This window comes from Streptomyces fractus (genome assembly GCF_049844455.1).
Lineage (GTDB): Bacteria > Actinomycetota > Actinomycetes > Streptomycetales > Streptomycetaceae > Streptomyces > Streptomyces fractus.
The window spans coordinates 8708195-8730566 of record NZ_JBMYHI010000002.1; the positions used below are offsets into that span (position 1 = coordinate 8708195).

Below are 22372 nucleotides of genomic sequence, written 5' to 3' on the forward strand. Positions count from 1 at the left end.
TACTCCTCAGAATTGCGCGGTGCGGCGGGCGGGATTCCCGGACAGGGGAGTCGGGTCCACCCAGTGAACGGGCTGCGAAAGGTGCTGCCTCGGCCGGCGTGCGGTGCGGCCGACCTCCAGGACGGCGCCGGTCGCCGGGAAGACGAGCAGCGCGACCACCGACGCCACCACGGCCGTCGCGGTCTCCGGGGAGCTCGCGGGCGCGAGCAGCGCCGTGGCGAGGACCGGCAGGCCGAGGCCCAGGTGAGCGGCGCGGGGCGTACGCACGCCGAGGGCGGCGCTCGCTCCCGCGCGGCCGAGCCCGTGACCGAGTCCGGCGAACACGGCGGCGCCCAGGGTCGCCCAGGCCGACGTTCCCGCCGTCAGCGACAGCGCGGCAAGGCTCACCAGCAGTGCGGTGAGACCGGCGAACTGCGCGCAACGGCTGCCGAGTTCGGCGGCGAGCGGCCGAGCGAGCGCCGAGCAGACGAGAACGGCCAGCGGAGCACCGAAGACGACGGCCGGATCGCTCCGCCCCGAGACGATCAGGACAGCGGGAACGACGGCGAGGAACAGGCCCGCCGTGGCCCAGGCGAGGAAGCGGACGGCCGAGACCATGGCGAACAAGGCGCGCGTTCCCGTCGGGACACCCCGATTCGGGCGCAGGGAAGGACTCTTGGACAACACCCGGGAAGGGTGCCACCCCTCACTCATCGACACAATTACACGATCTTGCATGAGACCGTGCAGAATATTTGGATGATCGATCCGAAGCTCAAGGTGCTGCAGATGGTCGAGGCCCACGGCGGCGTGACCGCGGCCGCCGAGGCCATGGGGCTCAAGCCGTCGACGGTCTCGTACCAACTGCGTCAACTGGCCGACCAGGTCGGCGTGGTGCTCATGGAGCCCGCGGGTCGAGGCGTCAAGCTGACCGCCGCCGCCCGTACGCTGCTCCAGCACGCGGCCGTCCTTCAGGCGCAGTGGGAGCGGGCGCGCAGCGACCTCGCGGCGATGGCCGACGTGCAGACCGGCTCTTTCACGCTCTGCGGCTTCTCCACGGCCGCCACGCACCTGCTGCCGTCCACCGCCGCGACCCTGCGCGAGCGGCATCCGCAGCTCGGGGTCCGGCTGGTGGAGGCGGAGCCGGCGCGCTGTTTCGAGCTGCTGCTCACCGGGGAGGCCGACCTCGGCCTGGTCGTCGTGACGGCCGACTCGCCGCCCCTGACCGACGAGCGTTTCGAACAGCAGCCGCTCCTCGACGACCCCCTCGACCTGGTCGTCCCGGCCGGCCACCCGCTGGCGGCGCGCGAGCGGGTGGTCCTCGCGGACGCCGCCCGCGAGACCTGGATCGTGGGCACGCCGGGCACCACGTACCACGACCTGCTGGTCACCGCGTGCATGGCCGCCGGGTTCATGCCCGACATGGGCCACCAGTCCGACGAGTGGGACACCGGCACGGCGATGGTGGCGCACGGCCTGGGCGTGATCCTGGTGCCGCGCCTCGCCCGCATCGACACCGAATGGCCAGTGGCCCGCATCCCCCTCTCCGGCGAACCCGCCCCCGCCCGCCGCATCCTCGCCGCCACCCGCAAGGGCGGCGCCCGCCACCCGGTGGTCGCGCAGGCCCTCGACCTGATCACGGCCTCCGCGTCGAGGCTGGTCCCGGGCGCATCGGCCGGGCGGCGGCGCGAGGATGCCACGCCATGAGCGCAGAGTTACTGTCGATCTACGTCAGGTGACTCTGTGTGGTCGTAGCGGTCGGAGTGGTGCGGAATGTATCTGCAAGGCGCCCTGGTGGTGCTCGCCGCGTTCCTGTGCGGAGCCGGCCTCACCTGGCTCTGGCACCGCCTCGTCCGCCCGCGCGCCAGTTCTGAAGGGCTGCCGCTGATGGCGGCCGCGTGCGGCACGGTCGCGTCGATGTACGTGCTGACCATCGCGTTCCTGATCGTCAGCGCCAGTTCGAGTCTGCGGGACGCGCAGAACGAAGCGGAGGCCGAGGCCGGAGCCCTGCGCAACGCGTACCTCGTGGCCCAGTACTTTCCTACCGCCGAGCGGCGGGACCTGCAGTCGGCGGTGCGCGACTACACGGACACCGTGATCACGAAGGAGTGGCCCGCGCTCTCCCGCGAGAAGGCCGCACCCGAGGCCTGGAACCGGCTCGATGCCCTGAACTCCCGGATGTACAGGGGGAGCGGCGAGGACAGCCGGTTGCACGGTGATCTGCGTGCCGCGGTCGATGACGTCTACGCCCAGCGCCGCCTGCGCGTGGCGGCGGCCGCCGAGCATGTTCCGGGCCTCCTGCTCGGTTTCCTGATCACCACGGCGTTCGCCGTGCCCTGCTTCTTCCTGCTGATGGGCTGGCCGTCCGGCGTCCGGCCCGTACTGGGCATGGGGACGATCGTGGCCCTGTGCGCGTTCGGGATCTGGATCGTCCTCCAGCTCAACCATCCCTACGGCAGCGGCGTGCGGATCGCTCCGGACAGCTTCCGTGACGCCCTGGTGCGGATGGAGCAGATCGACGCTCAGCGGTCCGCCGGACGGTGAGGCGCGGAGGGGCCGATCAGGAGGCGGCGGGTGTACGGCGACAGGAACAGGCCGTCCGGATCGAGGGCTTCCCGCACACGGTGGAAGTCGTCCCAGCGCGGATAGAGGTCACGCAGCACGGACGCGTCGAGACCGTGTTGCTTGGCCCAGTGCGGGCGCCCGCCCATCCCCGCGAGGACCTGCTCAGCAGCGCGCAGCCACCGCTCGCGCCCGGCCGCACGGGGCGCCGCCAGGTTGATCCAGGCGGTGCCGCGGTCGTGCGCCGGGCTCAGCCAGGTCGGCTCGGCGGGCCCCGGCCGGATCTCCAGCGGCAGCGGGCTGACGAACCCGGTGTCACGCAGCGCCCCGCGCAACACGATGAGCGCCTGCGGCAGGCGGGGCAGCGCCACGGCGTACTCGAGCGCGGCGAACCGCAGCCGCTGCGGGAAGACGACGTTCCGGTGCGCGGCCGCGACGTGCGGAGGCGTCGGGCCCGGCCGGGTCGCGGATGCGGCGTACCGGGCCGCCGCACCGGTCAGCGGCGCGCGGCACAGCAGTGAGCGCAGCGCCGTGCGGACCGGTTCGCGGGGGATGCGGGACGCCGGGTTGGCGGCTTCCGGGTGGCCGGGGCGGTCCAGCGTGCGCAGCAGCAGGCGGTCCTGCCAGGGGAACCAGAACGTCGACACATGCTCCGCCGCACCGGCCCACCCCACCGGATCCTCCACGAGTTGGTCCCACCCGACGTCGCGTTCGTGGCGGGTGAGCAGATGGCCCGGGACGCAGCGCAGGGTGACCCGGGTGAGCACGCCCAGGACGCCCAGGGACAGGCACAGCGCGGGCAGCCGGGGGTCGGCGTCGCCGACATCGACGACGTCGCCCGAGCCGGTCACCACCCGGACCCCCGTCACCTGCGCGGACAGCGACGCGTGCCGGCCGCCGCCGTGGGTGCCGGTGGCGACGGCGCCCGCCACGGTCGGAGCGGTCGTGGTCGCCAGGCCCACGACCGTGAGCCCCTTCCGGTGGAGTCCTTCGGCGAGCTCTCCCAGCGACGTGCCCGCGCCCACCGACACCTCGACGCCGTCCGAGCCTTCGCGCCGGGAGAAGGCGAGGCCCCGCAGCGCACGCGTGTCGATGAGCAACCCCGTCGAAGCGGCCAGCGGCGCGAACGAATGCCCGGCACCGACCGCGCGCACCCCGATCCCGCGACGGCCCGCCGTGCGGACGAGAGCGGCGACATGGTCCTCATCGCGCGCGAGGGCGTAGGAGGCGGGCGAACAGCGGGCCGTACGCGCCCAGTTCGTCCAGGAACGCGTCATGCCCCGCGCACCGGCACCGGCGTCGCCGACTCCTGCCGTACGCGCTCGGCGATCCACGCGTACGTGGGCCGCAGCCCCTCGGCCAGCGGGATGCGGGGCTCCCACCCGAGCGCGGCCCGGATCGTCGCGTTGTCGCTGTTGCGGCCGTGCACGCCCTGGGGCGCGGAGAGATCGTGACGGTGGCTCAGGCGGCGCCCCGCGATGTCCTCGATCATCCGGGCGAGGCCGCTGACCGTGACCAGTTCACCGGTGCCGAGATTCAGCGGCCGGGCCACATCGCTCTCCATGATCCGCCCGATGCCCTCGACGCAGTCGTCGATGTACATGAACGAACGGGTCCGTGAACCGTCGCCCCACAGTTCGATCTCGTCCGCGCCGTCCCGTACGGCACGCGCCACCTTGCGGCACAGCGCGGCGGGCGCCTTCTCGCGGCCGTCGTCCCACGAGCCGTGCGGACCGTACACGTTGTGGAAGCGCGCGACGCGCACAGTCATCCCGAAGTCCTCGGCGAAATGGCGGCACATGCGCTCGGAGAACAGCTTCTCCCACCCGTAGCCGTCCTCCGGCTGTGCCGGGTACGCCATGTCCTCGCGCAGCGGCTCGACCCGCGCGTCGTCCTGCCGGTAGGCCGGGTACACGCAGGCCGACGAGGCGTAGAAGTACCGGTCGGCCGAGTGCTGCCGTGCGGCGAGCAGCAGATGCGTGTTGATGAGGACCGACAGCATGCAGGCCGCCCGGTTGTTCTCGATGAAGCCGATGCCTCCCATGTCGGCGGCCAGGTTGTAGACATCGCCGACGCCCGCGACGGCGCGCCGGCACTCCTCACGCAGCGCCAGATCCGCGCGCCGGTTGTCGGCCGACGGATGGAGCTGGTACCAGGCGTCGAGCGGCTTGACGTCGACGGCCCGCACGGGCCGCCCCTCGGCGAGCAGCCGGGCGACAAGATGGCCGCCGATGAATCCCCCGGCTCCGGCGACGAGCGCGGGTCTGCGGGGGTGGTGGTTGCGTGCACTCACGAGACTTCTCCTGTCGGGTGCGAGCGGTGCCCATCAGGGCATGACGGGTCTTGTCCGGGCCTGCCGGCTTCCAGCAGTGCCTGTTCGGTCAGGGGGCGTCCTCGGCCGGGCGTCCCCACAGCACGCGCGCGAAGCGGTCCGCGACAGCCGGCACATCGAAGGCGTCCCGCGACCAGACGCGGGCCGACCGCGCGTACGACGCGCGCAGCGCCGGATCGCGCGACAGGCGCAGCGCGGCGGCCGTGAAGCCCGCCGCGTCGCGCGGATCCGTCACGAGACCACCGCCCGACGCGAGCACCACGCGCGCGGTCTCCGTGCCGTCCGGCGCCGCGGCGAGCACACAGCGGCCCGCCGCCAGGCAGGCGAGCAGTTTGGACGGCGCGGACACGGCGGCCGCCTCCCGGGCGAGCGTGACCAGCGTGACGTCCGCGGCGGCCAGCATGGCGGGCACGTCCTCGTAGGGCTGAAGATCCAGCAGGGTCAGCCGCGTCAGCCCGCGCAGGCGTCGCTGACGCTCCAACCACGCACGGCCGCCGCCCTGGCTGACCACGACGACCTGCCCCAGACGAGCCCGCGCGCAGGCGTCCGCGAGCTCGACGAGCAGTTCGGGGGCGTGCCGTTCGTCGAGCGTGCCCGCGTACAGCAGGATCGGCTCGCCGCGGGCGAGGAACCGTGCGGCCGGTTCCCAGACGGGCGCGTCCGGCGCGCGGGCGCCCGGCGGGGCGGCCCAGTTCGGGATCACCGTGACCCGGTCCTCCGGCACGCCGAGCGCTCGCGCGGAGCGGGCGAAACCCTCGGTCACCGCGACGACATGGTCACTGGCGCGGACGGCCGCCGCCTCCCGCGCCGCCGTGCCGGGATCCACGGTCGGGGCCGCGCCGTACAGGTCCTGGAGCCAGTACACATACCGCCAGCCCCGCTCCCGGGCGACGGCCAGCAGTTCGGCCTGCACGTGGGGCGCGGCGTTCGCGGACAGCAGGGTCACGGGCCCGCGGGCGCCTGACTCCCGCCACTCCCGTACGGCCGTCAGGCACGCGTCGCGGGCGGCGGCACCGTACGGCGCACGCTCCCCGCCGCGCACGGCCCGCACCGTGGCACCGTCCGCCGGCCGCTCCTCCAGCGGGCCGTGCGGACCGACGTGGTCGCCGCTGTACAGGTGCGTGACGCGCCGTCCGCGCCGGGCCAGCTCATGGCTGAGCCCCACCGGAAACGGATGCCCCAGGAAGTCATGGACGACGAGTACGCGCTCATCCGCCTCCGGGCTCACACCATGAGTGCGGGAGTTCACGCCGTCCACGCTATGGCGAGCCGTCGTACGCGGCGACTTCGGCGGATCCGCAGTGCACGAGGTTGGCTACTGTCGGATCGAGGACGCCGAGCCGGTGCCCGGCGGCGAGGTGAGGCGCGGCCCGCACGCGGTACCCGCGGGCCGGTACCGGAACCGGCCACGACGCAGGGAGAGCCCATGAGTGACATCGAGATCCGCGACGACCGCGAGCACGGGCTGCTGCGGGCCCGCTCCGGCGGCGAAGTCGTCGGCCACATCCAGTACTTCGTACTGGAGGAACCCGAGCGGGCGCTCGTCCCCGTGCACACCGTCGTGGAGCCGGCGCACGAGGGCAAGGGGATCGCGGGCTCGCTCGCCCGCGAGCTGTACGGCATCGCCGCCGCCGAAGCGGTGGCCGTGGCGCCGCTGTGCCCGTTCGTCGTCCGGTGGGCCGAGCGCCATCCGGGCGAGGCGCCCGAGGCCTCCGCCGACCTGCTGCTCGCCGCGAAGGCCGCGCTCGAGGCCGACCCCGACAAGTGGTGAGACGCCCCCGCGCGCGGTGATCATCCGTGCGTAGGGTGCCGGTCATGAACCTGACGCTCGTGCACACCTCGCCCGTCCACGTGCCGGTCTTCGACGCCCTGCGCGACGCCGACCACCCGGACCTGGAACTGCGGCACGTCGTACGCGAGGAGCTGCTGGTGCGGGCCGGCGCCGAGGGGCCCGAGTCCGTCACCGGCGAGGTCCGCGCGCTGCTCGAAGCGGCCGCCGCCGACGGGGCGGACGCCGTGCTGTGCACGTGCTCCACGCTCGGCGCCGTCGCCGAGGGGCTCGCCGCGGACGTCGGCCTGCCGGTGCTGCGCGTGGACCGGCCGATGGCGGCGCGGGCCGTCGCCGAGGGGGAGCGGATCGCCGTGGTCGCCACGCTGCGCAGCACCTTCGGGCCGACCGTCGGCCTGGTCGAGGAGGAGGCCGGGCGGGCCGGACGCGCGGTGGAGGTGCGCACCGTGTTCGTCGAGCGGGCCTGGGACCGATTCCTCGCGGGCGACAGGGACGGCTATCTCGCGCTCGTCGCCGAAGCCATCGACGGCATCGCCGACGCGGACGTCGTCGTCCTCGCGCAGGCCTCCCTGACCGACGCCGCCGAGCGGGCCCGCACCACCCTGCCCGTGCTCTCCAGCCCGCGCCCCGGACTCGGCGCCGCCGCCTCGGAATGCGCGCGCGCCAAGAGGGCTTAGGTTGAAGGGAGTTGTCCTGGAGTCGTCCGCACCGGACAGAAGTCCCCGGACAGAAGTCCCCGGACAAGCAGTCCACGGACAGACATCCACGGCAGGAATCTCGAACAGGAGGCAGCGCACATGACCGACCGTGACACCGACGTCGTCGTCAGCCCCAGCGGCTGGGTCGCCGAGCAGGCCCGCACCTACGAGGAGTCCGGAGGCACCGAGGGCACGACCCTGCAAGGCGCCCCCTGCCTGCTCCTCGACTACCAGGGCCGCAAGAGCGGCCAGTGGCGGCGCACCGTCCTGATCTACGGCACGGACGGCGACGACTACCTCATCGTGGCCTCGAAGGGCGGCGCAGACGAGCACCCCCTGTGGTACCTGAACCTCCAGGACAACCCGGACGTACGCCTGCGGGTCGGCACCGAGCGGTTCGACGCGCGCGCCGAGACGCTCAGCGGGGACGAGAAGGCGCGCGTCTGGGACTCCCTCGTGGAGGTGTTCCCGCCGTACGCGGACTACCAGAAGAAGACAAGCCGTGACATTCCCGTCGTACGGCTGAGCCGCACCGGCGGCTGAGAGGCCGCCGCACGCGTGGACTCGGCGGGCGTGGGCACGCGAGCCGGGAGACAGTGGAAAGGTCCCCTCCGAACCGCTGGAGGATCCAACGATGACCCATCCGTTTCCCGATCCCGTCCCGCCGACCCCCACGCCCGGACCCGGACCCGGGCCCGACCGGCCGGACCCCGGCCCGATGCCGGACCCGTTCCCGACGCCGGTGCCCGAGCCCACGCCGCGGCCCTCGCCGTCCCCGACGCCGCCGCTGCCGGACCCGGACCCCGACCCGCACCCGCCGGAGCCCGAACCGTCACCCGCCTAGCCGAAACGGCTACGCGTCGACCTCGGAGCGGTCGCCGCCCCACAGCGTGTGGAACGAGCCCTCCCGGTCGACCCTGCGGTACGTGTGCGCGCCGAAGTAGTCCCGCTGGCCCTGCGTGAGCGCGGCCGGCAGGCGCTCGGCGCGCAGCGCGTCGTAGTAGGCGAGCGCGGCGGCGAAGCCCGGTGTGGGCACGCCCTGGATGGTCGCCGCGACCAGGACGGAACGCCAGTCGTCCTGCGCCGCGGCGATCTCGTCGGCGAAGCCCTTGTCGGACAGCAGCGAGACCAGGTTCGGCTCGGCCTCGTACGCCGCCGTGATCCGGTCGAGGAACGCGGCGCGGATGATGCAGCCGCCGCGCCAGATCCGGGCCACGGCGCCGGAGTCGATGTTCCAGTCGTACTCCTCGCTGCCCGCGGAGATCTCGTGGAAGCCCTGCGTGTACGACACGATCTTCGAGGCGTACAGGGCCTGTTCGACGCGGTCGGCGAAGGCCGCGGCCTCCGACTCGCTCAGCGTCACGGCCTTGGGACCCGCCAACTCGCGTGACGCGGTGCGCAGTTCCGCGTGCCCGGACAGGGAGCGCGCGAACACCGCCTCCGTGATGCCGGACACCGGCACGCCCAGGTCGAGCGCGATCTGCACCGTCCAGCGGCCGGTGCCCTTCTGCTCGGCCTGGTCCTGGACGACGTCCACGAACGGCTTCCCGGTGGCCTCGTCCACGTGGGAGAGGACCTCGGCCGTGATCTCGATCAGGTAGGAGTCGAGGCGGCCCGTGTTCCACGTGCGGAAGATGTCGGCGATCTGCGCGGGGGAGTACCCGGCCACGTCGCGCAGCAACTGGTAGGCCTCGCCGATGAGTTGCATGTCGGCGTACTCGATGCCGTTGTGCACCATCTTCACGAAGTGGCCCGCCCCGTCGGGGCCGACGTGCGTCACGCAGGGCGCGCCGTCCTTCGCCTTCGCGGAGATCTTCTCCAGCATCGGGCCGAGCGAGGCGTACGACTCGACGCTGCCGCCGGGCATGATGCTCGGCCCGTGCAGCGCGCCCTCCTCGCCGCCGGAGACGCCCGTGCCGACGAAGTGGATGCCCTGCTCGCGCAGTTCCTTCTCACGGCGCCGGGTGTCCGCGAAGTGCGCGTTGCCACCATCGATGATCATGTCGCCCTCCTCCATGAGGGGCGCGAACTCCTTGATCACCGCATCGGTCGGTTCGCCCGCCTTCACCATGACGACCAGGCGCCGCGGCCGCTCGAGCGCTGCCACGAACTCCTCGGCCGTCTCGGTCGGTACGAAGATGCCCTCCTCGCCGAACTCCTCGACCAGCGCGTGCGTACGGGAAGCCGTGCGGTTGTGGAGGGCGACCGTGTAGCCGTTGCGGGCGAAGTTCCGGGCGAGGTTGCGCCCCATCACAGCGAGGCCCGTGACACCGATCTGGGCTGTAGTGCTCATGCCTGTCGCTCCTGTCGAGTCTGTCGTATCCGTATGCGGAAGATGAAAGATCTTGTTCATTCCTGGCGGGCAGGCGGGTTAGGTTGGCGATCCGGACCCACCGTGCATTCTCTACACACCGTGGACTCTCTACGAATCTGGAGCCGTGCGTGCCTCATTTCGACCTGTCAATCGATGCGTTGCGTACGTATCGGCCGGAGTTGACCGCCCCCGACGACTTCGACGCCTTCTGGGAGAAGACCCTGGTCGAGGCCAGGGAGCACGACCTGGACGCACGCTTCGAGCCCGTCGACGTCCCGTACACGGCGGTGGACATATTCGACGTTACGTACGCGGGCTTCGGCGGGCATCCCGTGAAGGGCTGGCTGATCCTTCCGGCAGGCACGAACGAGCCGCTTCCGGCCGTCGTCGAGTACATCGGCTACGGGGGCGGCCGCGGCCTTCCGCACACCCACCTGCGCTGGGCGGCCGCCGGGTTCGCGCACTTCGTGATGGACACGCGCGGGCAGGGCAGCGGCGGCAGCGTCGGCGACACCCCCGACCCGGTCGGCTCCACGCCGTCGCAGCCGGGATTCATGACGCGCGGTATCCGGGACCCGCACGAGTACTACTACCGCCGCGTCTACACGGACGCCGTGCGCGCCGTCGACGCCGCCCGCTCGCACCCGCTCGTCGACGCCTCGCGGATCGCCGTCACCGGCGGCAGCCAGGGCGGCGGCATCACCATCGCCGTGGCAGGACTCGTGCCCGGACTGAAGGCGGCAGCGCCCGACGTGCCGTTCCTGTGCGACTTCCGGCGCGCGGCCACGCTCACCGAGCGTCACCCGTACCGCGAGATCGCCCTCTACCTCAAGGCGCACATCGGCGACGACGAGCGCGCCTTCCGCACGCTCTCCTACTTCGACGGCATCAACTTCGCGGCGCGCGCCACGGCGCCGACCCTGTTCTCCGCCGCCCTGGAGGACCTGACCTGCCCGCCGTCCACGGTCTTCGCCGCGTACAACCACTGGGCGGGCACCGAGAAGTCCATCGAGGTGTACGCCTTCAACGACCACGAGGGCGGCGGCCCCTTCCAGCAGGCCGCCCAACTCCGGTGGATTCCTGGTCACTTGAGGGGCTGAATCCCGCCAAGGTGGCCCCCGGCACTCTTGTCCACATGCGGGGGAGCGGCTAATTTGCCGCTCCTACGTGTGGCTGAGGGGGCATTCATGGCGTTACGCGGCCGGCACCGCCGGTACAAGGCGGGCCGGGTCAACCGGGCGTCGCTCACCGTGACCGTGGGCGGCGTCGGCATGGCCATCCCGATCATCGGCGCGGGCACGGCGCAGGCCGCGGACGCGCACACGTGGAACAAGGTCGCCGCGTGCGAGTCCTCCGGGAACTGGAGCATCAACACCGGCAACGGGTACTTCGGCGGCCTCCAGTTCACCCGCTCCACCTGGGCCGCGTACGGCGGCACCGCCTACGCGCCGCGCGCCGACCTCGCCACCAGGGACCAGCAGATCGCCGTGGCCGAGAAGGTGCTCAAGGGGCAGGGCCCCGGCGCCTGGCCGGTGTGCTCGCAGCGCGCGGGCCTCGCCCGCGCGAGCGCGGCCCCCGACGTCCGGCCGCAGTCCACACCGCAGTCACGCGCGGGGCGCGCCCGGATGTACCGCGTCATCAACGGGGACAGCCTCTCCGGCATCGCCGCCGAGCGGTCCGTGAAGGGCGGCTGGCGTGCCCTGTACGCGGCGAATCGCGCCACGATCGGCGCCGACCCGGACCTGATCACCCCCGGGCAGCGCCTCGCGATGCCGGGCAAGACGTCGGCGCCGGCCCCGAAGAAGGCCGCCAAGCCGGTCGCCAAGAAGTCCGACACGGCGAAGGCCACCACGCACAACGCCGTCGCCCCCGTCGCCGCATCGCTCGGCACTCCCTACCGGGCCGCCGGTTCCTCGTGGTCGAAGGGCTACCACACGGGCGTCGACTTCGCGGTGTCCACCGGCACCTCCGTCAAGGCCGTCGCCGCGGGCCACGTCGTCTCGGCCGGGTGGGGCGGCGCGTACGGCTACGAAGTGGTGATCCGGCACGCCGACGGCAAGTACAGCCAGTACGGGCATCTGTCGGCGCTGTCCGTGAAGAGCGGCCAGCGCGTCCTGGCGGGCCAGCGCATCGCCCGCTCCGGCTCCACGGGCAACAGCACGGGCCCGCATCTGCACTTCGAGGTGCGGACGGGGCCCGGTTTCGGCAGTGACGTGGACCCGCTGGCGTATCTGCGGGCCCGCGGCGTCAGGATCTGAGCGTCACGGCGTCCTTGTTGCCGCCTGAGTGTCAGGGCCGGGAGCGGATGTTCTCGGCCGTCCAGCCCTCGCACGGCGGCTTCTGCCGGGATCCCGGCGCGCGCGGCGGCAGCGGCACCGAGTCGAGCCCGGCCGGGCTGTTCGGCACCACCGGCGGGATCACCGGTGACACTCCGTGCGTGACCACCGAGGCGCCCGCCCGGCGTCCGCGCCCGATGCGCTCCGTCGTCAGCAGGATCAGGCCGCCCGCCGCCACGACACCGCAGCCGAGCGCGAGCACCGTGCCGGTCGTGCCGTACCGGAACGATTCGCCGAACATCGTGATGCCGACGGTGGCCGCCACCACGGGGTTCACGACCGTCGCGGTCGCCAGCGGAGCGGCGAGCCCGGCGCCCCGGTAGGAGGCCTGCGACAGCAGCATCCCGGCCGCGGCCAGGCCCGCGATCGCGAGGAGCGTCGCGAGCTGCTCCAGCGGCTCCCCGGTCCAGTCCTCGGTCACGGACTTCGTGAACACCGACGCCATGCCGAACGCGCCACCGGCCGCCACCGCGAGCAGCACCGCGCGCACCACGGGGTGCCGGTGCGCCACGCGGGCCGACGACATCAGGGCCAGCACACCGCCCGCCGTGATCAGGCCGACCAGCAGGCGCTGCGCCCCGTCCAGCGACTGCTCGGTCGTGGCCCCGGTCAGCGAGAGCAGCCCCGCGAGCCCGACCGTCGCCATGATCGCGCCACGCCAGGCCGTCGCCCCGGTCCTGCGCCCCACGAGAAGCGCCGACATCGGCAGCGCCAGCACGATCGTCAGCGCGCCGAGCGGCTGCACGACGCTGAGCGGGCCGAAGGCGAGCGCCGCGACGTGCAGCAGCGCCCCCAGGCCGTTCAGGCATCCGGCGCCCCACCAGGCGGGCCGGCGCAGCGGGGCGTACGCCGCCTGGGGCGACGTCGCGGCCACGCGCTCCTGCACGATCGCCCCGCCCGCGTACGCGACGGCGGAGACGAGCGAGAGCAGCACGGAAAGCACCAGGTCGCTCATGAGGCGCCCCTGGAGGTGCGGCGTGGCGCACGGTCGCTTCTCATACTCTCTACGATCGCTCTTCCCTGCCCTTCGCGTCGTCCGACCTGAGCACGCAATGGGTCCTACTCCCGTTGGAGTAGGCCGCATCCTGTTTCATCCCCAGGGCGGGTGCCCCAGGGGCCCGCGGGGGACTCGGGCACCGGTGCCGTCCGCGCCCTTCCGCAGGGACCCCTCCATGGGTGACCATGAGGTGCGCTTTCGAACAGCGATCCAGAGCGAGAGTCGCCGACCGACGACTACGGGGGCCGCGCGTGCGTGTGGGACTGCTGACCAGGGAGTACCCGCCGGATGTCTACGGCGGCGCCGGAGTGCACGTCGAGTTCCTGGCGCGCGAGCTGCGCCCCCTCGTCGACCTCGAGGTGCACACCTGGGGCGAGGGGACGGCCGACGGCGTGCGCCGGCACCGGGCCTGGCCCGCGCTCGACGGGGCGAACGACGCGCTGCGCACGCTCTCCGTGGACCTGTCCATCGCCGCCGCCCTCGAAGGCCGCGACCTCGCGCACTCCCACACCTGGTACACCAACCTGGCCGGGCACCTGGCGGCCCTGCACCTCGGGATACCGCACGTCATGACCGCCCACTCCCTGGAGCCGCTGCGCCCCTGGAAGGCGGAGCAGCTGGGCGGCGGCTACGCGCTGTCGGCGTGGGCGGAGCGGACCGCGATCGAGGCCGCCGACGGCGTGATCGCCGTGTCGCACGCGATGCGCAAGGACATCCTCGCCTGCTATCCGGCCCTGGAGCCGAAGAAGGTACGCGTCGTGCACAACGGCATCGACGTCTCGCTCTACCACGCCGACGTCGGCACGGACGTGCTGCGCCGCTACGACATCGACCCGCGGCGCCCCTACATTCTCTTCGTCGGCCGCATCACCCGGCAGAAGGGCGTCCCCCATCTGCTGCGCGCGGCGAAGCAGTTGGCGAAGGACGTCCAGATCGTGCTGTGCGCGGGCGCGCCCGACACCCCGGAGATCGGCCGCGAATTCCGGGATCTGGTCGACGATCTGAAGGCCTCGCGGGACGGGGTGCGCTGGATCCCGTCCATGCTGCCGCGCACCGAGGTCATCCAACTGCTCACCCACGCCTCGGTGTTCGCGTGCCCCTCCGTGTACGAGCCGCTCGGCATCGTCAACCTGGAGGCGATGGCCTGCGGCACCGCGGTCGTCGCCTCGCGGGTCGGCGGCATCCCCGAGGTCGTCGCGGACGGCGAGACGGGACTGCTCGTCCCGTACGCGGCCGCGGACCCGGAAGGCTTCGAGGCGGGGCTCGCGGACGCCCTGAACCGGGTCGTCGCCGACCCCGGCGCGGCGCGCGCGATGGGTGAGGCGGGCCGGGAGCGGGCCGCGGCGGAATTCGGCTGGGACGCGATCGCACGGCGCACGGCCGACATGTACGAGGAGATCCTCAACGGCACGTGAATCACAGGGGGGTTGGGATGCGCGGCGGACCTTCGGTGCTCGGGATCGTACTGGCAGGCGGGGAGGGCAAGCGGCTGATGCCGCTCACCGCGGACCGGGCGAAGCCCGCGGTGACGTTCGGCGGTACCTACCGCCTGGTCGACTTCGCCCTGTCCAATCTCGTCAACGGTGACATCCTGCGCATCTGCGTCCTGACGCAGTACAAGTCGCACTCGCTGGACCGGCACGTCACGACGACCTGGCGGATGTCGAGCCTGCTCGGCAACTACGTCACGCCGGTCCCGGCCCAGCAGCGGCTCGGCCCGCGCTGGTACAAGGGCAGCGCCGACGCGATCCTTCAGTCCCTCAACCTGGTCCACGACGAACAGCCCGACTACATCGCGGTGTTCGGCGCCGACCATGTGTACCGGATGGACCCCCGGCAGATGCTCGCCCAGCACATCGAGTCCGGCGCGGGCGTCACAGTGGCGGGCATCCGGGTGCCGCGCGGCGAGGCCTCGTCCTTCGGCATCATCACCCCGGCCCGCGACGGCACGCGCATCGACGCCTTCCTGGAGAAGCCCACCGACCCGCCGCCGCTGCCCGGCACCCCGAACCAGGTCTTCGCGTCCATGGGCAACTACCTGTTCACCACCAAGGTCCTCGTCGACGCGCTCCAGATGGACGCGGAGGATGTCAACTCGGCGCACGACATGGGCGGTTCCATCGTGCCGATGCTCACCGAGCGCGGCGTCGCCCAGATCTACGACTTCGACGGCAACCACGTGCCGGGGGAGACGGACCGCGACCACGGCTACTGGCGCGACGTCGGCACCCTCGACGCCTACTACGAGGCCCACATGGACCTCATCTCGGACACCCCCGTCTTCAACCTCGACAACCGGCGCTGGCCGATCTACACCCACCCCGGCCAGCTGCCGCCCGCCAAGTTCTGCGCGGGCGGCATCGCGGCCGAGTCCATCGTCAGCCCCGGCTGCGTCATCCGCGGCCAGGTCACCCGCTCCGTGCTCTCACCCGGCGTCGTGATCGAGGACGGCGCGGTCGTCCAGGGCTCGGTCCTGCACGACAACGTGCGGGTCGGCAGGGGAGCGGTGGTGCGCGGCGCCGTCCTCGACAAGAACGTCGAGGTCCCGGTCGGCGCGACCATCGGCGTCAACCCGAGCCGGGACGCGGAGCTTTACACCGTGTCGAAGGGCGGGGTGATCGCCCTGGGGAAGGGGCAGTCGGTGCACTGAGCGTGGGGTCGGGCGGGGCGTACCGGCGGCCGGTGCTGTACTGGGGCCATGAAGGCGCTGCTGGTGCTGTCCGTGCTGCTCATGGTGTTCGCCCTGCCGACGGGCGGCCTGTGGCTGCTCGGGCGACGGGCGAAAGTCCCGGCCTGGGTGCTGACCGTGTTCCTGGTCGCCGGGTGGCTGGCGGTGCTCGTCGGCGGCTTCCTCTCGCAGCGCGCGCAACCAGGCCTGTTCCCGGAGGCCTCGCCCTGTCACGGCGCCGGTACCCCGGTCTCGCGCTACTTCCCGCCGGACTCGTTCTGCCGGCACGACGACGGCGAACTGCGGACGGTGAACGGTCCGTTGGGCAAGTTCGTGTTCTGGCTCGCCCTGGGTACGGCCGCCTCGATGCCCTTCGCCGCTCACGCGGGATCGGGCACAGGTGGCTCGCCCTCGAAGCCGTTCGCCCAGTAGCGGCCGCGCAGTGAGAGGTCGAGCAGCATGCGGGTGGCCTCCTCCGGAGGCATCGGGCGTGGATCCTCCTCCAACCACCAGCCCAGCACGGCGAGTTGTTCGCCGACCCAGGCGCGCGCCAGGACGTCGACACTGATCCGGGGCGTGACGCCCTCGTGCTCGGCGCGGGCCCGGAAGACCGCGGCCGTCGCCTCCGCCTGCGCCCGCGTGAACTGGCGCAGCGCCCGGCCGTCGCCCTCGCCGCGCAGGACCATCCGGTAGGCGTCCCGCTCCTCGTCGGCGTGCCGGAAGATCTCCAGGGCCGGTTTGCCGGTGAAGCCCACTTCGGAGGCCTGGACGAGCGGGCGCAGCCGGTCCTGCAACTCGTCGAGCAGGTCGGTCACCACGCGGTCGAGCAGGTCGTCCTTGTCCGTGTAGTGCTTGTAGAAGGTGGCCCGGCCCAGGTCGGCCCGCTCCGTGATGTCCTCCACGGTCACGGTCGCGTAGCCCCGCTCAAGCGACAGCGACACCAGCGCGTCGCGCAACAGGCGTCGGGTGCGGCGTACTCGGCGATCGCCCGATTCCGGCGGCATGTCCGGCTCCTCTCGCGTCCCAGGTCGGTCCCTGGCCGGTGCCGGAAGAGTACACCGGATCATTGACACCCCGAAGGTTTATAGACACGCTGTCCACTATTGGCCGTCATGATGATTTGAGCCGTCGAGCGTGGGAGCAGTCCGTGAACCTGGGCACGTACATCACTCGAAGCAGTACCTTCTGGCCGCAGCGCGAGGCCCTGATCTGCGGTGAACGCAGGCTGACGTACGGGGACCTCGAGCGGGTCACCAACCGTCTGGCCTCCGCGCTCATCGGGCGCGGGCTCGTGCCGGGGCAGGCCGTCGCGACGTACGCGGGCAACTGCGCGCAGGCCGTCGAGACCGAGATGGCCCTGTCCAAGAGCGGCCTCGTACGGGTGCCGATCAGCCCGCGGCTCTCCGTCGACGAGGTCGCGCACATCCTCGACGACGCCGACGTCCGCGTCCTGTTCGTGGACAGTGACCGGCTCGACGCGGCCCGCGCCGCCCTGGAACGCGCGTCCGTGGACTGCCTTCTGGTCGACTACGGGGACCAAGAGGCGCTCACCTATGCGGAGTTGCTCGCCGAAGGGGGCGAGGAGGCGGTCGCCGTCGAGGTCGACCAGCACGACGCCGCCGTCCTCAACTTCACCTCCGGCTCCACCGGCAAACTGAAGGCCGCCGTGCAGACCCACGGCAACCGGCTCGCCAACATGCGCAAGCGGATGATGAGTTCGGACGCCTCACCCTCCACCCGCGAGTGCTACCTCGCCGCCGGGCCCATCACCCACGCGCCCGGCATGCCGCTGCTCGCCCTCCTCGCCTCTGGTGCCACCGTCGTCGTACTGCCGCGCTGGGACGCCGAGTTGTTCCTCGCCACGGTCGAGACCGAGCGGATCACCGCGACGTTCCTTGTCCCGACCATGCTGGGCATGCTGCTCGCCCACCCGAAGACCGCCACCGCCGACCTGTCCTGCCTGCGGTCCCTCCACATCGGCGGCGCCCCGGTCTCGCCGCAGCGGCTGCGCGAGGCCGTCGCGGCGTTCGGACCGATCGTCATGCAGGGGTACGGGCAGGTCGAGACGACCAGCGGCATCACCGTGCTCACCCGCGAGGACGTCCTCGCCGGCACCACCACCGACCCCGACCTGCTGCTGTCCTGCGGCCGGCCGGTGTTCGACACGGAGATACGGGTGGTCGACGAGGCGGGCACCGCGCTGCCCGCCGGGAGCATCGGCGAGGTGATCGCCCGCGGGCCCGACTGCGTCACCGAGTACTGGCACGAACCCGAGCTGTCCGCCGAGACGTTCAAGAACGGCTGGGTGCACACCGGTGACCTCGGCTATCTGCGCGAGGACGGCTACCTGTTCATCGTCGACCGCAAGAAAGACATGATCATCTCCGGTGGCTACAACGTGTACTGCAGTGAGGTGGAGGCCGTCCTGTACGCCCACCCCGCGCTCGCCGAGGCCTGCGTCGTCGGCGTGCCCGACGAGAAGTGGGGCGAGGCCGTCAAGGCGGTCGTCGTGCGCAGGCCCGGCGTCGAGGTCGGCGAGGACGAGATCGTCGACTTCTGCGCCGAACGCCTCGCCCGCGTGAAGAAGCCGCGGTCCGTGGAGTTCGTGGACGCGCTGCCCGTCAACCGCAACGGGAAGATCGACCGCCGCGCCGTCCGCGCGCGCCACTGGACCGGCGCCGAGCGCCGCGTCCACTGAACAGGAGAACGCGATGACCTTCACCCTCACCCCCACGTACGACGACAACCCGCGGCTCCAGGACCTCGTGGGCCGCCTGCGCGCGTACCTCGACGGCGAACTCGCCGAGTACGAGACCGAGTTGGGTCTCGCGCCCGAGAGCGGCTACACCCGCGCCCAGCTCGAACCCGCCTGGCGGCGCAGCCGCGAGCTCGGCTTCTACGGCATCCACCTGCCGAAGGAGCACGGCGGCCAGGACCTCACGTACACCGAACTCGCCGCCCTGAAGGAGGAGGTGGGTGCCTCCGGGCGGATCCTCCAGCACAGCGTCCTCGGCGACATGGGCGGCCCGCTGCGCGCCGGGTCCATCCTCCAGTACGCCACCGGCGAGCAGATCGAGACATATCTGGAGCCGGTCGTCCGGGGCGAGCGGGCCTGCTGCTTCTCGCTCACCGAGACCGACGCCGGCTCCGACGTGCGCGCCATGAGCACCATCGCCACGCCCGACGGTGACGGCTGGCGGATCACCGGGCACAAGGTGTTCTCCTCCGCCGGACCGTTCGCCGACTTCTCCGTCCTCATCGCGCGGATGGCCCCGGAGCCGGACGCGCCCGAGGATGCCAAGCCGGTGTTCTCCGCGTTCCTCGTCGACCTCGATTCCCCCGGCTGCGAGGTGCTGCCGGGGGAGACGCCGATGTCCGGAGAGCACATCGAGAGCGACATCGTCCTCGACAACTGCCGTGTGGAAGCAGGCCAGTTGCTCGGCAAGGTCGGCGACGGGCTGCGCATCGGGCTCGGCCGCGTCACCACCAACCGGCTCCTGCACTGCCCGAGCGTTCTCGGCCAGGCCCGCCGCGCCCTCGCCCTCACCGTCGACTTCGCCCGCACCCGGCAGGTCTTCGGCGCACCGCTCGGCGCGCTCCAGTCGATCCAGCACAAGCTCGCCGACATGGCGACCTCGTACTACGCGGCGCGCAGCATGACGTACGACGCGCTCGCCGACCTCGACGCGGGGGCCGAGCCGCGCACGGAGGCGTTCATGTGCAAGCTCTTCGTCGCCGAGAGCGCCTTCCGGATCGCCGACGAGGCCGTGCAGATCCACGGCAAGGCGGGCCTCGTGCGCGGCGCCGAAGTCGAGTCCATCTTCCGGAAGTTGAGGATGTTCCGCGTGCTCACCGGCTCCTCCGAGATCCAGAAGAACGGGATCGCCCGGCAGCTGCTGATGTCCGGCTGACCGGCGCGGCACCACGGCACCACCGCAGGTCCGCTGTGCTCTTTCCGTGTGCTCTTCCCCTCAGGAGGTACCTCCCGCATGCCGCCCACCACCGCACCGTCGTCCACCTCGTCCACTCCGCCCACCTCGTACACCGAGCGCGCCCACGACCTCCACCCCGAACTCGTCGCACTGCGCCGGGCCCTGCACCGCGAGCCCGAACTCGGCCTCCACCTGCCCCGCACCCAGGAAAAGATCCTCGCCGCACTCGACGGACTGCCCCTGGAGATCACCACCGGCAAGGACCTCAGCTCGGTCACCGCCGTGCTGCGCGGCGGCAGGCCCGGCGGCGCCGTCCTGCTGCGCGCCGACATGGACGCCCTGCCCATCACCGAGAACAGCGGCGTCGCGTACGCGTCCGAGCTGCCGGGCGCCATGCACGCCTGCGGCCACGACCTGCACTCCGCCGCACTCGTCGGCGCCGCACGGCTGCTGGCCGAGCGCCGCGAACACCTCCACGGCGACGTCGTGTTCATGTTCCAGCCCGGCGAGGAGGGCTTCGGCGGCGCCCGCGTGATGATCGACGAGGGCCTTCTGGACGCGGCCGGAAAGCCCCTCGACGCGGCGTTCGCGCTGCACGTAGCCGCCGACCGGCTGCCCGGCGGCATGATCGCAAGCCGGGCCGGCACCGTCACCTCCGCGTCCGACGTGCTGAGCGTCACCGTGCGCGGGCAGGGCGGCCACGGCTCGACCCCGCACGGCGCCAGGGACCCCATACCGGTGGCCTGCGAGATCGTCACCGCGATCCAGACCTGGGTGACGCGCCGCTTCGACATCTTCGACCCGGCCGTCGTCACCGTCGGCAGCTTCCACGCGGGCACGAAGCAGAACGTCATCCCGGACACCGCGACGTTCGAGGCCACCGTGCGCAGCTACTCCGAGCCCGTCCACACCCGCCTCATCGAGGGCCTGCCCCGCCTGGTGCGCGGCATCGCCGAGGCGCACGGCGTCGAGGCCGAGGTGACGTACACCGTGCAGTACCCGGTCACCGTCAACGAACCGGACGAGACCGCCTTCGCGCTCGACACCGCCCGCGCGCTGTTCGGCGACGGGCAGGTCCACGAGTCGCCCAAACCGGCCAACGGGTCCGAGGACTTCGCGTTCGTCCTCCAGCGCGTGCCCGGCGCGATGCTGCTCGTCGGCGCCGCCCCCGAGGGCGCCGACCCGGCGAAAACCGCCGTGAACCATTCGCCGCGCGCCGTCTTCGACGACCGCGTGCTGCCGCGCCAGGCCGCGCTGCTCGCCGCGCTCGCCGAGGGACGCCTCGCCCGGGGAGCCGCCGCGTGAGCGCGCCCACCGCGCCGACGGCGGGCGGCAATGTGCGCGCCGTGGTCGGCCTGCTCGTCGCTTTCGAGCTGATCAGCGGCTTCCTCCAGGGCGCCACCGTGCCCCTGGTCCCCGAGATCCAGCACTGGCAGGGCATCGGCACGGGCCAGGCCCAGTGGATCACCACGGTGCAGTTCCTGGCCGCGGCCGTCAGCGTCCCGGCCTTCGGCCGCCTCGGTGACCTGTACGGACACCGGCGCATGATCCGGTTCGCGCTCGGCACGATCGCCGTCGGCACCCTCCTCGTGGCCTGCGCGCCCAACCTCGCCGTACTGCTCCTCGGCCGCGCCCTGCTGGGTCCGCTCGCCGCGCTGCTGCCGCTGGAGATCGGCCTCGTGCGCGACCGGCTCAGCGTCGACGGCGGGCGCCGGGCCGTCGGCCTCCTCGTCGGCTCGTCACCCTCGGCTCCGTCCTGGGCCACGCGCTCGCCGGACCGCTGCTCGCACTCCTCGGCGAACTGCGGCCCACCCTGTTCGCCCTCGCCGCGCTGGCCGTCGCGTGCGTGGCGCTGTCGTTCACCGCGATCCCCGAGTCCCGCACCCGTGCGAGCGGCCGCATGGACTGGTCGGGGGCGGCCCTGCTGGCCGTGTCCCTGGTCCTGCTGCTCGGCACGGTCTCCCGCGGCTCCACCTGGGGCTGGGTGTCGGCGCCCACGCTCGGCGGCCTCGCCCTGGCGGCGGCCCTCCTGTACGTCTGGGCCCGCCTCCAACTGCGCCGCCCCGAGGCCCTGGTGGACGTACGCGCCCTGGGCCGCCGGCAGAGCGCCCCGTACTATGCCTCCGGGTTCGTGCTCGGCGCCGTCCTGCTGGGCGGACAGACCGTCGCGGTCAGCTTCATGGCCACGGCGCCCAAGGAGACGGGTTACGGGTTCGACCTCGCGGCCTGGCAGATCAGTCTGTGCGGTGTCATCCCGCACCTCATGGCGTTCCTCGGCTCGTCGTTGTGCGCGAACCTCGCGGTCCGGATCGGCTACCGCCGCCTCCTCCTGCTCGCGTTCACGCTGCTCACCTGCGGATACGGCGGGTTGATCGCACTGCACACCGGCCTCGTGCCGTTCACGGTCGCCAACGCCCTGGTGGGCTTCGGCGTCGGCCTCGGGCTCGGCGGTCTCCCCACCGTGATCGTGGAGAGCAGCGCCGCGGACCGCACGGCCAGCGCCACCGCCGTCTACAACAACTTCAAGACACTCGGCGGCAGCGTCGGCGGCGCCGCGTTCGCCGTCGCCCTGGGCACCCTCGTCATCGGTTCGACCGACACCCCGACGCTGTCCGCGTACGTGACGATCTGGACCTGCGCCGCCGTGGCCTGCCTGGCGGCGGTCGGCATCCAACTCCTGGCGCGACCAAGCCGGTCCACGCCCACGACGCCCGCCACGCCGGTCACGTCGGCACCGCGTTCGTCGGCATGAGGCTCGCGCCAGG

Annotated in this window: 22 protein-coding genes and 1 pseudogene; 16 read left to right on the plus strand and 7 right to left on the minus strand. The window is 72.3% G+C overall.

Features of this window, described 5'->3' with window-relative positions; all coding sequences use genetic code 11:
• Positions 1 to 6: 6 nt before the first annotated feature.
• Entirely contained in the window at positions 7 to 606 is a 600-nt protein-coding gene (locus ACP4E5_RS41670; protein WP_425838995.1) for a hypothetical protein, read from the minus strand.
• 132 nt (positions 607 to 738) lie between these two features.
• Here ACP4E5_RS41670 and ACP4E5_RS41675 point away from each other — a divergent pair, with 132 nt between their 5' ends.
• Positions 739 to 1686 carry a LysR family transcriptional regulator gene (locus ACP4E5_RS41675; RefSeq protein WP_425838998.1) on the plus strand — a complete coding sequence of 316 codons (948 nt, stop codon included), beginning with the start codon at positions 739 to 741 and terminating at the stop codon, positions 1684 to 1686.
• Positions 1687 to 1752: 66 nt separating this feature from the next.
• The gene (locus tag ACP4E5_RS41680; protein WP_425839002.1) at positions 1753 to 2523 is read left to right on the plus strand and encodes a bestrophin-like domain; all 771 of its coding nucleotides are present in this window, start codon (positions 1753 to 1755) and stop codon (positions 2521 to 2523) included.
• Here ACP4E5_RS41680 and ACP4E5_RS41685 read toward each other — a convergent pair.
• The 3 genes from ACP4E5_RS41685 to ACP4E5_RS41695 all read right to left on the minus strand — a co-directional run bounded on the left by ACP4E5_RS41685 (position 2502) and on the right by ACP4E5_RS41695 (position 6122).
• A complete protein-coding gene (locus ACP4E5_RS41685; RefSeq protein ID WP_425839005.1) occupies positions 2502 to 3818 on the minus strand; it encodes a D-arabinono-1,4-lactone oxidase in 1317 nt (438 codons plus the stop codon). The two genes, ACP4E5_RS41680 and ACP4E5_RS41685, sit on opposite strands and share 22 nt — an antisense overlap.
• Positions 3815 to 4834, minus strand: coding sequence for an NAD-dependent epimerase/dehydratase family protein (locus ACP4E5_RS41690; protein ID WP_425839008.1), 1020 nt, complete (start codon positions 4832 to 4834; stop codon positions 3815 to 3817). Before ACP4E5_RS41690 ends, ACP4E5_RS41685 begins: the two co-directional genes overlap by 4 nt.
• Before the next feature lie 88 nt (positions 4835 to 4922).
• A complete protein-coding gene (locus tag ACP4E5_RS41695; RefSeq protein WP_425839010.1) occupies positions 4923 to 6122 on the minus strand; it encodes a glycosyltransferase in 1200 nt (399 codons plus the stop codon).
• 177 nt (positions 6123 to 6299) lie between these two features.
• Here ACP4E5_RS41695 and ACP4E5_RS41700 point away from each other — a divergent pair, with 177 nt between their 5' ends.
• The 4 genes from ACP4E5_RS41700 to ACP4E5_RS41715 all read left to right on the plus strand — a co-directional run bounded on the left by ACP4E5_RS41700 (position 6300) and on the right by ACP4E5_RS41715 (position 8204).
• A complete protein-coding gene (locus tag ACP4E5_RS41700; protein ID WP_425839013.1) occupies positions 6300 to 6644 on the plus strand; it encodes a GNAT family N-acetyltransferase in 345 nt (114 codons plus the stop codon).
• A gap of 44 nt (positions 6645 to 6688) precedes the next feature.
• Positions 6689 to 7339, plus strand: a complete 651-nt coding sequence (locus ACP4E5_RS41705) for an aspartate/glutamate racemase family protein (RefSeq protein WP_425839017.1) — start codon at positions 6689 to 6691, stop codon at positions 7337 to 7339.
• Between the two features lie 120 nt (positions 7340 to 7459).
• Complete coding sequence (locus tag ACP4E5_RS41710) at positions 7460 to 7903, plus strand: nitroreductase family deazaflavin-dependent oxidoreductase (protein WP_425839019.1); 444 nt, start codon at positions 7460 to 7462, stop codon at positions 7901 to 7903.
• 91 nt (positions 7904 to 7994) lie between these two features.
• Entirely contained in the window at positions 7995 to 8204 is a 210-nt protein-coding gene (locus ACP4E5_RS41715) for a hypothetical protein (protein ID WP_422429231.1), read from the plus strand.
• Between the two features lie 9 nt (positions 8205 to 8213).
• Here the strand turns inward: ACP4E5_RS41715 and gndA are convergent, their stop codons facing one another.
• The gene (gene gndA / locus ACP4E5_RS41720; RefSeq protein WP_425839022.1) at positions 8214 to 9653 is read right to left on the minus strand and encodes an NADP-dependent phosphogluconate dehydrogenase; all 1440 of its coding nucleotides are present in this window, start codon (positions 9651 to 9653) and stop codon (positions 8214 to 8216) included.
• A gap of 149 nt (positions 9654 to 9802) precedes the next feature.
• Between gndA and ACP4E5_RS41725 the strand changes: the two genes are divergently transcribed.
• The gene (locus ACP4E5_RS41725; RefSeq protein ID WP_425839024.1) at positions 9803 to 10774 is read left to right on the plus strand and encodes an acetylxylan esterase; all 972 of its coding nucleotides are present in this window, start codon (positions 9803 to 9805) and stop codon (positions 10772 to 10774) included.
• A gap of 87 nt (positions 10775 to 10861) precedes the next feature.
• Complete coding sequence (locus ACP4E5_RS41730; protein WP_425839027.1) at positions 10862 to 11932, plus strand: transglycosylase family protein; 1071 nt, start codon at positions 10862 to 10864, stop codon at positions 11930 to 11932.
• A 31-nt stretch (positions 11933 to 11963) separates the two neighbouring features.
• On the opposite strand, the gene ACP4E5_RS41735 is transcribed toward ACP4E5_RS41730, so the two are convergent.
• A complete protein-coding gene (locus tag ACP4E5_RS41735) occupies positions 11964 to 12965 on the minus strand; it encodes a DMT family transporter (protein ID WP_425839029.1) in 1002 nt (333 codons plus the stop codon).
• A gap of 299 nt (positions 12966 to 13264) precedes the next feature.
• Here ACP4E5_RS41735 and glgA point away from each other — a divergent pair, with 299 nt between their 5' ends.
• Genes glgA through ACP4E5_RS41750 form a run of 3 tightly spaced genes read left to right on the plus strand, consistent with a single transcriptional unit; the run spans position 13265 to position 16107 of the window.
• Positions 13265 to 14422, plus strand: coding sequence for a glycogen synthase (glgA, locus tag ACP4E5_RS41740; protein ID WP_425842064.1), 1158 nt, complete (start codon positions 13265 to 13267; stop codon positions 14420 to 14422).
• A gap of 17 nt (positions 14423 to 14439) precedes the next feature.
• Entirely contained in the window at positions 14440 to 15657 is a 1218-nt protein-coding gene (gene glgC / locus ACP4E5_RS41745; protein WP_425839032.1) for a glucose-1-phosphate adenylyltransferase, read from the plus strand.
• Positions 15658 to 15705: 48 nt separating this feature from the next.
• Entirely contained in the window at positions 15706 to 16107 is a 402-nt protein-coding gene (locus ACP4E5_RS41750; RefSeq protein ID WP_425839035.1) for a hypothetical protein, read from the plus strand.
• Here the strand turns inward: ACP4E5_RS41750 and ACP4E5_RS41755 are convergent.
• Positions 16056 to 16679, minus strand: a complete 624-nt coding sequence (locus ACP4E5_RS41755) for a TetR/AcrR family transcriptional regulator (RefSeq protein WP_425839038.1) — start codon at positions 16677 to 16679, stop codon at positions 16056 to 16058. The genes ACP4E5_RS41750 and ACP4E5_RS41755 overlap by 52 nt on opposite strands.
• Before the next feature lie 143 nt (positions 16680 to 16822).
• On the opposite strand from ACP4E5_RS41755, the gene ACP4E5_RS41760 reads away from it, so the two are divergent.
• From ACP4E5_RS41760 to ACP4E5_RS41780, 5 genes and pseudogenes are all read left to right on the plus strand, one after another.
• Positions 16823 to 18373 (plus strand): acyl-CoA synthetase, encoded by a 1551-nt coding sequence (locus tag ACP4E5_RS41760; RefSeq protein WP_425839041.1) that lies wholly within the window; start codon positions 16823 to 16825, stop codon positions 18371 to 18373.
• A 13-nt stretch (positions 18374 to 18386) separates the two neighbouring features.
• The gene (locus ACP4E5_RS41765) at positions 18387 to 19586 is read left to right on the plus strand and encodes an acyl-CoA dehydrogenase family protein (protein ID WP_425839044.1); all 1200 of its coding nucleotides are present in this window, start codon (positions 18387 to 18389) and stop codon (positions 19584 to 19586) included.
• Between the two features lie 78 nt (positions 19587 to 19664).
• Positions 19665 to 20912: a M20 metallopeptidase family protein gene (locus tag ACP4E5_RS41770; protein ID WP_425839047.1), complete on the plus strand. Its 1248-nt coding sequence runs from the start codon at positions 19665 to 19667 to the stop codon at positions 20910 to 20912.
• 98 nt (positions 20913 to 21010) lie between these two features.
• A pseudogene (locus ACP4E5_RS41775) lies at positions 21011 to 21157 on the plus strand (MFS transporter); the annotation flags it as partial.
• A gap of 296 nt (positions 21158 to 21453) precedes the next feature.
• Complete coding sequence (locus ACP4E5_RS41780; protein ID WP_425839050.1) at positions 21454 to 22359, plus strand: MFS transporter; 906 nt, start codon at positions 21454 to 21456, stop codon at positions 22357 to 22359.
• The last annotated feature ends 13 nt before the right edge of the window (positions 22360 to 22372 follow it).

What these genes read in the sequence shown, in the direction of transcription:
- ACP4E5_RS41715 (WP_422429231.1), top strand. Translation starts at nt 7,995, where the DNA reads ATGACCCATCCGTTTCCCGATCCCGTCCCGCCGACCCCCACGCCCGGA.
- ACP4E5_RS41705 (WP_425839017.1), top strand. Translation starts at nt 6,689, where the DNA reads ATGAACCTGACGCTCGTGCACACCTCGCCCGTCCACGTGCCGGTCTTC.
- ACP4E5_RS41765 (WP_425839044.1), top strand. Translation starts at nt 18,387, where the DNA reads ATGACCTTCACCCTCACCCCCACGTACGACGACAACCCGCGGCTCCAG.
- ACP4E5_RS41685 (WP_425839005.1), bottom strand. Translation starts at nt 3,818, where the DNA reads ATGACGCGTTCCTGGACGAACTGGGCGCGTACGGCCCGCTGTTCGCCC.
- ACP4E5_RS41680 (WP_425839002.1), top strand. Translation starts at nt 1,753, where the DNA reads ATGTATCTGCAAGGCGCCCTGGTGGTGCTCGCCGCGTTCCTGTGCGGA.
- ACP4E5_RS41755 (WP_425839038.1), bottom strand. Translation starts at nt 16,679, where the DNA reads ATGCCGCCGGAATCGGGCGATCGCCGAGTACGCCGCACCCGACGCCTG.
- ACP4E5_RS41770 (WP_425839047.1), top strand. Translation starts at nt 19,665, where the DNA reads ATGCCGCCCACCACCGCACCGTCGTCCACCTCGTCCACTCCGCCCACC.
- glgC (WP_425839032.1), top strand. Translation starts at nt 14,440, where the DNA reads ATGCGCGGCGGACCTTCGGTGCTCGGGATCGTACTGGCAGGCGGGGAG.
- ACP4E5_RS41700 (WP_425839013.1), top strand. Translation starts at nt 6,300, where the DNA reads ATGAGTGACATCGAGATCCGCGACGACCGCGAGCACGGGCTGCTGCGG.
- ACP4E5_RS41750 (WP_425839035.1), top strand. Translation starts at nt 15,706, where the DNA reads ATGAAGGCGCTGCTGGTGCTGTCCGTGCTGCTCATGGTGTTCGCCCTG.
- ACP4E5_RS41735 (WP_425839029.1), bottom strand. Translation starts at nt 12,965, where the DNA reads ATGAGCGACCTGGTGCTTTCCGTGCTGCTCTCGCTCGTCTCCGCCGTC.
- gndA (WP_425839022.1), bottom strand. Translation starts at nt 9,653, where the DNA reads ATGAGCACTACAGCCCAGATCGGTGTCACGGGCCTCGCTGTGATGGGG.
- ACP4E5_RS41710 (WP_425839019.1), top strand. Translation starts at nt 7,460, where the DNA reads ATGACCGACCGTGACACCGACGTCGTCGTCAGCCCCAGCGGCTGGGTC.
- ACP4E5_RS41730 (WP_425839027.1), top strand. Translation starts at nt 10,862, where the DNA reads ATGGCGTTACGCGGCCGGCACCGCCGGTACAAGGCGGGCCGGGTCAAC.
- ACP4E5_RS41675 (WP_425838998.1), top strand. Translation starts at nt 739, where the DNA reads ATGATCGATCCGAAGCTCAAGGTGCTGCAGATGGTCGAGGCCCACGGC.